This is a genomic window from Bifidobacterium leontopitheci (genome assembly GCF_009193355.1).
GTDB classification, from domain to species: domain Bacteria; phylum Actinomycetota; class Actinomycetes; order Actinomycetales; family Bifidobacteriaceae; genus Bifidobacterium; species Bifidobacterium leontopitheci.
Genome location: NZ_WBVT01000057.1, coordinates 1 through 12,237 on the forward strand (window position 1 = coordinate 1; position 12,237 = coordinate 12,237).

The window sequence follows — 12,237 nt, forward strand, 5'->3', positions numbered from 1 at the left end:
GTCGGGGCCGGGGTGCTATCCGATTCCCGAAGATACACAATGTGCATCTTCGGGAATCAGGGCCGCGGATTGTGCGCCTCAAGGTGCACAATCAAGCGGTTTTCATCACGATTTGATTACATTTATTCCGTAAGTTGCACATTGTGTATCTTGCGGAACTGGGGGAGGAGGACGAGGAGCGGGAGCGGATCGGGACTGGCGCAGGGCGGCGGGACTAGCGGGACCCGCGCGGGACTAGCGGGACCCGCGCGAGGCAACGGGACCCGCGGGGCCGGCGGGACCGAGATATACGAAAAGGGTCCTGCCTGCGATCTGCAGACAGGACCCCTTGGATCAGTGCCTATCGCCGGCCGGTTATCTCATCGATAATCGGCCGGCGATCCGGCTCAGCGGCTCATCTTGCGACGGGTCACCATGACGCCGGCGCCGGCGATGACGGCGAGCAGCGCGAACGCGGCCACGGACTCGACGGCGGCGCCGGTCTTGCCCAGACCGTTGCCCTTGCCGTTGCTGCCGGACTGGGACGGCGCGCCGGCACCGTTGCCCGAGCCGGGCTTGGCGGTGCCGGGCTGCGGCTTCGGCTGCGGCGCGGGCTCCTTGGCCAGACCGTCGACGGCGGCGGTCAGCGCGGCGTACGCGGCGTTGACCTGCTCCTGCGTGGCGTTCTTGTCGGTGAGCACGCCTTCGGCGGACTTGAGCGCCTTCTGGAGCGCGGCCCAGGAGGCCTTGGTGTAGCCGTCGTTCTTGATGGCCTTCGCGGAGTCGACCAGCGCGGTGAGCTTGGTCGTGTCAAGCTGCGGCGTGGGCTTCTTCAGGCCGTCGATCGCGGTCTGCAGCTTGGTGGCCGCGGCGTCGACCTCGGCCTGGGTGGCGCCGTCGTTGCCGAGGACATCCTCGGCGTTCTTCAGCGCGTCGGCGAAGGTCTTCCACGAGTCGGCCGTGTAGTCGGACTCCTTGAGCTGCTTGGCGGTGTCGACCAGCGTCTGCAGCTTGGTCTTGTCGGCGGCCTTGACCAGACCGTCGATCGCCTTGGTCAGCGCGTCGTACGCGGCGTCGACCTCGGCCTGCGTGGCCTTGTCGTTGCCGAGCACGTCGTTCGCGGACTTCAGCGCGGCCTGGAACGCGGCCCAGGAGTTGCCGGTGTAGTCGGACTGCTTGTAGACCTTGGTCGAGTCGACCAGGGCCTGCAGCTTGGACTTGTCGACGGCCGGCTCGGCCTTCTTCAGGCCGTCGATGGCGGTCTGAAGCGCGGTGGCGGCGGCGTCGACGTCATCCTGCGTGGCGTTCTCGTCGGCGAGCGTCTTCTCGGCCGCGTCAAGCGCGGTCTTGAGGGCGGCCCACGAGTCGGCCGTGTAGTCGGACTCCTTAAGCTGCTTGGCGGTGTCGACCAGCGTCTGCAGCTTGGTCTTGTCGACCTCGGCCGGAGCGGTGACGTCCTGGATGTCGATGTTGTCGGTCTCGTCGGTGGACTTGACCGGATCGACGCCGTTGAGGTGCAGGATCAGGCCCTGGGCCTTGAGCGCGTTCGGACCGGCGCCGAGGTGGGCGGCCACGGTGGTGCCGTTCTTGTCGGCGTAGGTGTAGGTGCCGGAGCCGGACTGGCCCTCATCGCCGTACCACAAGTACGGGTTGAGAGCGTCGAACTGCACGCCGTCGGTGTAATCGGCGATGGACGAGCTGGAGACGTTCGCCGCGGTGGACGACAGGATGATCGGCCGGGCGGTGATCTTCTTGGTCTGCGCGCTCGAGGTGACGCCGATGGCGGAGAGCTTGGTCGGCAGCACGACGACGTTGGAGTCGGCGATCACCGAATCAGGCAGCGGCTCGGAGTCGACCACATTGCCGGTCTGCTCGTCGATGGTCTCGACCCACACGGCGTCGGTTCCGGTGGACTTGCCGGAGATCGGCTCGGCAGTGCTGACGGCGACCTCGTAATCGGTCTGGCCGTCACCGTTCGTGTCGAGGAGCACGTCAGGGATGAAGTTGTTGCCGAGACGGGACCACGTCTTGGAGGTCTGCAGGCCGAACACCAGGTACGCCTGGGATGGGTCGGAGACCTGACGGGCGGTCGTCGTGTAGCCGAAGGCGCGGATGTCGCCGGCCGCGGCGGAACGCGCGGTCTCGGCGGAGCTTGCCTCGTCGCCGGCCGGGTCCTCGGCCAGCAGCTGCATCGGCACGACCTCGGAGGTGTAGGAGTTCTCGCCGGAGCCGGTGAAGCCGTCGCCGGTGATCTTCAGCGTGCCCTCACGGGAGCCGGCCTTGTCGAGCGTGATGCTGGACTTGGTCTCGGAAGCCGGACGCGGCGCGGAGGAGACGGCCACACGCAGCGCGGAGAACGTGGCGTCGGAGCCGGAGACCGGGGCGAGGCGGACGATGCCGCTCGCGTCGGTCACGTAGTTCGTGTTGTGCGTGGACAGGCTCGGGTTCTTGACCGGCTGCGTCGTGTCGCGCGTGTGCTTGAGCGCGGACTGGTCCGGGATGTCAAGCGTCACATCGAACGTGGCGGAGCCGTTGGCCGGCACGTCGAGCTTGGAGGTGCTCACCGTGTAGGTGACGCCCGGGGTCTCGGTGCGCGGCTGGTAGGCGACGTCATAGGAGACGGCCTTGTCGGAGTTGTTGGTGACGGTGAAGGTCTTGGTGGCCTTGTAACCGGCCTTCGGGACCTGGACGATGCCGAACTGGCCGGTGACGGCGGTCGTGTCGTCCTTGTCGGCGACGGTGACCGGGTTGTTCACGGCGTTGAGTGCGTCGATGCGGCCGGTGCCCACGCGGATCGGGCTCATGGCGGTGCCGTTCTTGGAGATCGTCACGTCATGGTCGGCGGTGTTCATCACCGCGGCCTTGACCTGCTCGGGCGTCCAGCCCGGGTGCGCTTCGAACGTCAGCGCGGCGACGCCGGAGGTGAGCGGGGTCGCCATGGAGGTGCCGCTCATGACCTCGGGCTTGGTGCCGGTGCCGGCGGACGCGGAGACGATGCCGACGCCGGGGGCGGCCACATCAGGCTTGACAGTGCCGTCAGCGGAGCCGTGCAGACCACGCGACGTGAAGTCGGCGACCGTATCGGACAGTTCGTCGGCGTAGTTGACCGGCATGCTCATGCGCTGGTCGGAGGAGAGCTTGACCTCCAGCGTGCCGGCGTCAAGCGCCTTCTGGATCTTCTCGACGCCGGGCGCGGTCACCTGGAAGCCGGGGATGTCGGCGTTTCCGGCGATGCCGGCGGACGGCATCTTGGACTGCGAGGCGAAGATGATGCCGACGGCGCCGGCCTTCTCGGCGTTGTTGAAGCGCGTGCCGGAGCCGCAGGCCACGTTCGCGTCATCCCACTCGACCCACGCGATGTTGCCCTTGACGGCGGCGGCATCGGCGTCGGAGTAGGCGGAGCAGCCGTTGAGGTTGTCAGGGTCGGTCACCTTGACGACCTTGCCGGTCACGGAGAAGTCCTCGAGCTTCGTGTAGTTCTGCGAGTACTGGCCGGGCAGCTTGGTGTCGGCGATGTCGGACGGGGCGGTCGCGGTGATGGAGTCCTGCAGCGTGCCGCCGGACTGGCTTGCGGCCACGGCGAGCGAGCTCGGCGCGGTGGCCGGGCTGCCCATGATGTCCGTGTAGTCGCCGTCGTTGCCGGCCGCGACCACGGAGAGCACGCCCTGCTTGGTCAGCGCGTCCACCTTGGCGGTGTCCGGGTCGTCCGGCGTGCCGTAGCCGCCGCCGAGCGACATGGAGAGGATATCGATCTTCTCGCCCTTGGCGAGGTTCTCGGCAACCCAGTCGAGGCCGGCGCCCACCAGGCCGGTGGAGCCGCCGTTGTCGCCGAAGACCTTGACGGAGTAGATGCCCGCCTGCGGCGCGGAGCCGGGGGCGATGGTCATCGAGCGCACGTCGGCTTCGGACAGCTTCGTGTAGTCGACGTCCTTGGCGGACTTGCCGTCCTTGGTGACGCCGTAGCCGGCCGCGGTGCCCGCGACGTGGGTGCCGTGGTGGCCGCCCTCGCCGTCGATCGGGTTGGAATCCGGATCAGGCGTGGTGTGCACGTTGTCGTTCGGGTAGTAGTCGGTGCCGGCGAGGTCGGTGCCGCCAAGGAACTTGGCGGAATCATAGGTGCCTGCGGGCACGGTCTTGGAGTTCAGCGCCTCCTGGTAGGCCGCAGTGGTGCCGGGACCGCCGAAGTCGGCGTGCGTGTAGTCGAGGCCGGTGTCCATGATCGCGATGTTGACGCCCTTGCCGGTCTTGCCGGTCTGCGTCCACGCGCTCAGCGCGCGGGTCAGCGCGTCGTTGTCGGCGTTGGCCGGCTTCGCGTTGGCGGCGGTCGTGTCCGCGGTGCTCGCGGTGGTGGCCGTCTTGAGGGTGATCGGGCTGATCTTGACGACGTTGGCGTTGCGCTCGGCGAGCGTGCGCAGCGCGGCGGAGTCGGCGTACACGGCCACTCCGGGGACGGTGTAGCTGGTGGTGTACACGCGCTTGGCGCTCGGGTCGAGCTTCTTGAGCTGGTCGAAGACGCCGTTGGCGGTGGCGGCCGCCTTGTTGGCGGCGGCGACCGCGGCGGACTTCATCTGCAGGCGGGCCTTGGTCGACGTGCCCTTCAGGCCGCTGACCTCAAGGCCGCTGCGGCCGACGGTCTGGATGAATACAAGCTTGGTGCCGTTCGCTTTGGTGAGCCGGGATGACATCACGCCCTGACCGAAGCCGGACGAGGCGGTGTTGGTGGCAGCCGACGCGGTGGCCGCCACAGGGGCCGCCATGGCGGCGCAGGCGGCGAGGGCCACCCACTTTGCCCATGTTTTCTGCTTCATGCTTCTCCTTTTTCGAGGAATGTCAGGCGGCGGTGTGCGCTTGACGGCAAGCGCGGGGCAGGGTTGATGTCTCGCGGGTGTGAGCGTGCACGGACCCGTCACCATAAACGCTTGCATTCTAGATATGAGATTGTTTCGTGCGTTGTATGTTCCACGTTGTGATACGTTGCGGCAGGTTTGTTCGTCTGTTGGCGCGGCGGTGATGGGAAGTCCTGTTTGTGGCGGATTTCCAGCGGTTTGCGGCTGTGCGACGGCGGTGTTGTGTGAGGAGGGAAGTTGCGGCTTGGACCGGCGGTCGTGACAGGTTTCGTGCGATTGTATGAGAAATCGTTTTAAAAGCTGGCCGTGTCGAAGTACATTGTGGTTACAGCGTTTTCGCGGCTGCGGATGTGAAGGATACCGGCAAGGGCTTTCAGGTTTTTTACATGTTCGTAACGCGAAACCGCAGTCAACAACGTGAGACAGGGTGAAAGCGCCGGATCGAGGAGGGGCCGTGGCCGAATTCGTGTGGGGTGATGCGCCGTTCGATGAGCATGAGGGTGCGGTGCCGGCGAATGACGGCTGCGTCCGGCGGGTCGGGGGCGCCGCGGCGACAGGCACGCGGCGTGACGCGGGGCATGGCCTGGACGGCGGCTCGGGGGATTCGGGGGAGAGCGCGTCCGGCGGATCGCGCGGCTCGACGTTGTACGACCGGCTGCCCGACGTGTTTTATGTGCGCGACCGCCACGTGCGACGGGTCATCTCGCACCCGGTGCGCTATGCGGCGCTGGACGTCATGTACCAGTGCATGACGCCGATGACCGCCAGCGCGATCGCCCGCGTGGTCGGCGTCTCGCCCAGCGCGATGAGCTACCATTTGCGCCAGCTCGAGAAGGTCGGCATCGTGCACCGCGTCGCCCAGTGGGGTGATGGGCGCGAATGACCGTGGATGCCGAGCGCGAAACGATACAACCTCGTCATCAGCCGCGAGCCGGACGACCAGGCTCGCGAGCGGCTGCTCGATTCAGTGATCGAACCGTTGCGACGGCGCATCGAACGGCAGATCGAGGCGACTGCCGGTAGCTCCGGGGCGGCCGGTGCGGAGGGCTCCGGAAAGCCGGTCGCCGACAAACCGGCCGCCGACGAGTCGTACACGATGTTCTCCACGGGCAATCTGGCGCTCACCCATGACGAGCGGGTGCACATGCAGGAGGAGGTGCGCGCGGTCTGGCGGCATTACGAGGCCCTGAGCCAGGGCCGCGACCCCAAGGACTACGCCGAAAACGTGGTCTACGAATGGTCGGTGCTGCCCGACGACGTGCACGAGTAGAGATGCGGTCGCGGGTGACGCTCCCCCAGTCAGCCTGCGGCTGACAGCCCCCTCCACCGAGGGGGCCGAGAAAAGGACGGCCTTCGGCCGACTCAATACTGGCTCGCTGTCGCTCGCGCCTCACCTACAAACGCCACCGACGTTTGCTTGACGGCTCGGCCCTCCACCGTCCGCCGAGGGGGCCGAGGAACGGGTCAGTCACTTGCTGGCGGCTATCCCGCTGTCTTGGCCCCCCTCGGTGGAGGGAGCTGGCTGAGCGAAGCGAAGACTGGGGGAGCGTCACCCGCAACCACATTTACAGGATGCCGGAGGCCCGCCCGTCCCGTACTGGGAGTGCGGCCCGCGCGGCGGTCATCGCCACGCTGCCGCTATCGTAACGTTTCATATCGCGGACGGCCGGCAAGATTTCGTTTCAGTTCGCCCATGCCGGATTATCAGGGGAAACGGCACCGTCGCCGCGCACCCTTTCAGAGTGGTAACGCTCACGTAACACGACGATGCTCCCGTCACCGGTTCGTTTCATACCATGACGTCACTGTTTCATCCGCGATACGCCGTGAAGGCGCACAAGGCGGACGAACCGGGAAAGAAAGGAGCCTATCGTATGGGCAGACAAGCAACGAGCAGGATGATCGGGGGCCTGTGCGCACTCGTCATCGGACTGGGCGGCTTCGGAACGGGGGTCTCGATCGCCGTGGCCCAGCCGACCGCGGCTGCGAGCGCGACCGCATCCACCGCCGCCTCCGCGACGAAAGACGGCAAGGACGGCGACGCCATCCTCGCCAGCCTCAAGGGCAAGGCCAAGGATCCGGTGAAGACCTACGGCACGCCGGCGGTGGGAACCACCGACACACTGAAGAACGACAAGAACGCCGTCGACTTGGCCAAGCTGGGCGTCAAGACGCTCGGCAGCGACATCACCCTCAGAGACTTCGGCAAGGTGACGTCGACCACACAGTCGAACACACAGTCGAACAACGACGACCAGCGGATCTTCGCATGGACGCCGACCGAAAAGGACACCACGACCGCCAAGCTCACGCTCTACCCGCAGCAGGTCACGCACCAGCAGCTGCTCACCCGCCGCGGCATCGCCATCCAAGGCACCGGGTTCCTGCCCGGCGAGGCCATCAGCTTCCAGGTCGCCGGCCCCGGCGATCCGCTGTACAGCATGACCTCCAGCTTCGCCGCCTACGCCGACAACCAAGGCCGCTTCATCCACACGGTCAGCTACCTCGACGCCACCTACGCGCGGCAGGGTGACTACACGATTAAGCTCGTCGGCTACAAGTCCGGCCGCGTCGCCACCGAAAAGTACACGATCACCGACGCGCCGAAGGCGATCGAACAGGGCGCGACCAAGGTCGAGTTCGCCACGCCGACCATCACCCAGCAGAACCTGTGGCACGGCGGCACCGGACTCAAGTACACGATCTCCAACCTGCAGCCCAAGGAGAAGGTGACCGAATACCTGGTCACCTCGATGGGCGACACCCAGACCATCGGCAACGAGACCGCCGACGACAACGGCACGATCTCCGCAAGCCTGATTGCGCAGACGCGCTTCACCCTCACCGGCCAGTACCAGTTCATCGTCATCGGCGAGAAGTCCGGCGCCACGGTCGGCGACTACACGGTCGTGGAGACCCCGGACGACTTCAAGGACGCCGTCAACACGCCGGCCGACACCAGCAAGGTGAAGTTCACCATCAACCCGAAGCGCGTCTCCCAGCTGGCCGTGCCGCGTGGCGTGCAGCTGAGCGTGACCGGCCTGCAGCCCAAGGAGAACGTCGAGGTGTTCTTCGTCGACCCGGTCACCGGCTGGACGTTCGCCGATCCGCTGCCCTACACCAACGACAAGGGCGAATGGGGCACGATGTTCGGCGACACCTCGCTCGACATGACTATCGGCACCTGGACGTTCAAGATCGTGGGCGCGAAGAGCGGCTACGTCGAGGACACGCTCGAAGTCTATAAGGATTCGGCCGTCATCGACCCGAAGATCGAACTGACCGGCGAGCTCGCCAAGCACGCCGACAAGAACGGCGTCGTGCAGATGACCCAGACCGAGATGCTCGCCGAAGGGCTCATCACCTACAAGGCGAGCGGCTACGTGCCGCTCGACGGCATCATGAACTACCTGACCACGCCGACCGGCAACCAGATCCAGATCTACGGCCGCCGCGTCGGCGAGGACGGCACCTTCGAGGAGGACGGCTCCGCTTGGAAGGGCATCGACCGGTTCGCCGACTTGGCCGGATACGGCAACGCGATTTCGCCCGGCTACTACACGCTGGTCGTCGCCGACGGCTGGGACAGCTCCATCAACGCCTCGATCAAGTTCCACGTCACCGACGATTCGCCGGAAGCCGCCTACGGTGACGTCAAGGTCGCTCAGACGCAGATCAGCCCCGAGGACTACTACAAGAAAGGCCTGTCGTTCACCGTCTCCGGCTTCAAGCCCGGCTCCGGCGGCACCCTCGTGGTGACCGGTCCGAGCGGCAACGTCAACATCTCGCGGCCAATCGTCCTCGACGACCAGGGTCACATGGAAAACAAGCTCGTCACGTCGAACCCGGACGCGGTGGCACGCGGCACGTACACAATCACCTGGTACACCGGCGACGACGACCACGCCAAGAAGTCGGCCACATACACCGTCACCGACGAGAAGATCCAGCCCACCATCACCCTCAGCCTCCCCGCCGACTCGTACACCCAGGACGAACTGCACGACAAGGGACTGACGGTCAACGGCACCGGACTCGACGCCTTCCAATGGACCGACGTGCGGCTCATCCTGCCCGACGGCACCAAGCTCCTCGCCGCGACACTGCAGGCCGACCGCGACGGCAACATCGCCGACACCTGGAAGTGGGACACCGACGCCGCGCCCGCCGGCACATGGACGCTGCGCGCCGACACGTCCGACTTCCACTACGGCGAGACCAAGTTCGCCGTGACCGGCACCAAGACGGCCGGCGTCGACACGACCGCGCTGCAGCAGCTGGTCAAGCAGGCCGGCTCGCTCAGGGAGTCCGACTACACGGCCGATTCGTGGGCGACGCTCGCCACCGCGCTGAACGCGGCGAAGGACGTGCTCGACAACGCCGCCTCCACCTCGCAGGCCAAGGTCAACACCGCATGGGGCAACCTCAACGACGCCATCGAGGCGCTGGCCGCCAAGAGCGGCAACAGCGGCAACCACAATGGCGGCAACCACAATGGCGGCGGGTCCAATGGCGGCGGGTCCAACGGCGGCTCGAACGGCGGCGGCAACGCCGGCGGGGCAGGCGCGGGCAACGGCTCGGCCAGCGGCAACGGTCCCGGCATCGCCGGCAACGGCCAGCAGCTCGGCAAGACCGGCGCGTCGGTCTCGCTCATGACCGTCGGCATCCTGCTGGCGCTCGCCGGCGCGGCCATGCTGGCCAAGACCGCCCGCGCCGCATCCTCCAAGCGCGCGCCTCGCATGATCGGACGCATGGCAGATGAGAAAGGACATTTCGATGAGTGAATCCCCAACGCGTGACGCCAAGCTGTCACGCACGAGAAGAATCGGCGTCGCCGTGCTCGCTGCCGGCCTCGCCATCGCCACCGCCTCCGGCGTCATGAGCGTCCTCGGCAGCGGCAGCCAGCCCGACATGACCGGCGTGGTCGCCTACGCCGCGCCGAAGCCGGACGCCTACACGGCCGCGGCCAAGAAGCTCGGCACCGGACTGACCAAGGCCATATCCAAGGACCTCAAGCTCAGCGGCGCACAGTATCTGGCGCTCGCCGACGCCGGACGCCAGGCTGCCGCGACCGTCAAGTCGCTCGGCGGCGGCGTCAAGACGTCATGGATCGACCGCGACGGCACGTTGCACGTCATCGCCGCCGACGCCACCACTGCGCAGAAGGCCACGCTCGCCGGCGCACAGTCGTCCACCAGCGATCCGCTGGGCGACGAAGCCGCAGCCAAGCAGGCCGCGGACTCCACCCGCACGTACTGGGTGGACCGTCAGGCCGGCAAGGTCAAGTCGTACGCCAAGAAGTCGCTCAAGCTCATGAGCGGCCTGTCAGACGGCAAGCTCCTCGGCGGCACCGGCTACATGATCTCCGTCTCCGGCGCGCTCGCCCGCTGCTCTGCAGGATTCGCCGGCACCGACGGCCTCGGCCGCCCCGTCGACCTGACCGCAGGGCACTGCGTGGCCAGCGACGACACGAACGTGGCGATCCCCGCGATGAACTACGCCGTGCCGGCCAACTACCTCGACCGCCAGTGGGGTCCCGAGGACGCCCAGCAGACCGCCGGCTACGCCGCGCAAGGCTACCTTGGCGATGGTAACGACGCCGGACTGCTCAACCTCGAAGCCGGCAAGTACACGGCCACGCCGCAGGTCTCCACGTGGGGCGCCGACGGCAAGGACGTGGCGGCGGGCAAGGGCGAAGGCCTCTACTCGCAGGACGACGGCACGCCGGTCGACGTCTACGACGCCACCGACGCCACCATCGGCGCACCCGCCTGCAAGTCCGGCTCCACCAGCGGCTGGACGTGCGGCGTCATCACCAAGACCGGCGTGACCGAGCAGATCAACGACAACGGCACGCAGACCGACGTGTACGGCTTCCAGTTCACCGCATGCATGCTCAGCGGCGACTCCGGTGGCGCGATCGTGTCCGGCAACTACGCGCTCGGCGTGGACTCCTACGGCAACATGGGCAGCTGCGACGACGCCTCCAAGGACGACGCGGTGGCGGGCGGCTACGCGGTCGTCGCAGGCGACAAGAACGCCGAAAAGCTGTTCGGCCACACCTTCAACCTGGCCATCCACGTCGGCCAGCCGGCCTTCGGAGCGCTGACCGCCGATCGTATCTCCGGCACGGTCGACGCGGCCACCGGCGCGAAGGTCGCGGTGACCGTGGACGGCAAGTCGTATACGGCCATCGTCCGCAACGGCGGCGCCTGGTCGGTGAAACTGTCCAAAGCGCTGGCCGCGGGTTCGCACACGGTGAGCGCGGTGGCGTCACTGAAGGCCACCGGTTCGGATCTGACCACCACGGGCGAGACGGCGACCAAGCAGTTCACGCTGTGATGGGCTGAGCGGGTTTTCCGTGGATCGGGGGCCGGCGGGATTCGTTCCCGCCGGCCCCCTTTTGGTGGGCGTGGTGCTGGTTTGGTGGTCTGCCGGGTTTGACTGGATGCCCGTTGCGGTTCTACTCCCGGTTTTCTCCCGTTTCCGAGGTCTGGAATGGGAGTGATTCGGGAGTCGGTGTGGCCAATTCCGGGTTTTCTCCCATTTGGGGGCTTGGGAATGGGAGAAAACCCGGAGTCGGGGTGGCGGGCGCCGGGTCGCGGCGGTGGGAACGGCCTGTTTTGGGGTGCATTCCGGAGTAGGCGGGCATGGCCCCCGGTATCGGCGGTGGAAGCCTAGCATCTGGTGGCGGAATCAAGCCGTTTTGCGGCCCCTGAGCCGCGGTATATGAGCGGTATATCTGCCCCGATGCCCGCCTACTCCGGAATAGGCTGTTTTCGAGGCCAATCTGGCAACGGCCACTGTCGACACGACATAATGGACGCCATATATATAAGGTATAGGTTCGGATATCGGAACGTTGGACGGTCTTTATCGGCTGGTCCTCTTTCAGATCAGGAGTCCGCTTGCGTTCGTGACCCCTTCTAAGGCAAGAGCGTCGCCGGACGTCGGTGAAAGAGTGACTGCGCTTGCGCAGATAATGTGCAGGGGGAGTGCTTGCGGGGCAGGCAATGCGCCGAGTACATCGACTTGCAACGCGAAGCCAAAGCCCTGTGGTGCAAATACGAGGGCATTAGCGCCGGGTGTCGCCCCGACCGGTATCCGATCCACTCGGTCTACGTATGGTCCTGTCTCTCCGAAAGCCTGGATACTGGTGATTCTGGTGGTTCCGCCGGTTCCTCCGCGGACGAGTGGCCCGATTCCGGGCGCTGATTATCGCCTGCACCCGGTGTACTCCGGTTCTAGGCCCGTTTCTGCCCTTAGAAACGGGCCTGATTCCGGAGTTCGAGCCGGTTACTCCTGATGTAGGCCCATTTCAACCCGCTGAAACGGGCCTACCTACATCAGGAGTACGAACCGGAACCAGGGGGCTGCCGCCCCCGCCAACCCTTGCCGCCCCGGCCAACCC

The 12,237-nt window shown here is 66.5% G+C and carries 5 protein-coding genes; 4 read left to right on the top strand and 1 reads right to left on the bottom strand.

All coding sequences use genetic code 11. The annotated features are described in order from the left end of the window. Window positions 1-386: 386 nt before the first annotated feature. The gene (locus F7D09_RS10585) at window positions 387-4,787 is read right to left on the bottom strand and encodes a S8 family serine peptidase (RefSeq protein ID WP_152235453.1); all 4,401 of its coding nucleotides are present in this window, start codon (window positions 4,785-4,787) and stop codon (window positions 387-389) included. Window positions 4,788-5,280: 493 nt separating this feature from the next. Between F7D09_RS10585 and F7D09_RS10590 the strand changes: the two genes are divergently transcribed. From F7D09_RS10590 to F7D09_RS11570, 4 genes are all read left to right on the top strand, one after another. Then, complete coding sequence (locus F7D09_RS10590) at window positions 5,281-5,709, top strand: winged helix-turn-helix domain-containing protein (RefSeq protein WP_152235454.1); 429 nt, start codon at window positions 5,281-5,283, stop codon at window positions 5,707-5,709. Window positions 5,710-5,715: 6 nt separating this feature from the next. Then, entirely contained in the window at window positions 5,716-6,096 is a 381-nt protein-coding gene (locus F7D09_RS10595) for a hypothetical protein (protein WP_152235455.1), read from the top strand. A gap of 604 nt (window positions 6,097-6,700) precedes the next feature. Beyond that, on the top strand, window positions 6,701-9,610 hold the full coding sequence (locus F7D09_RS10600) for an FIVAR domain-containing protein (protein ID WP_152235456.1): 2,910 nt from the start codon (window positions 6,701-6,703) through the stop codon (window positions 9,608-9,610). After that, window positions 9,603-11,168 carry a hypothetical protein gene (locus F7D09_RS11570; RefSeq protein WP_226836281.1) on the top strand — a complete coding sequence of 522 codons (1,566 nt, stop codon included), beginning with the start codon at window positions 9,603-9,605 and terminating at the stop codon, window positions 11,166-11,168. The genes F7D09_RS10600 and F7D09_RS11570 overlap by 8 nt, the downstream gene beginning before the upstream one ends. The last annotated feature ends 1,069 nt before the right edge of the window (window positions 11,169-12,237 follow it).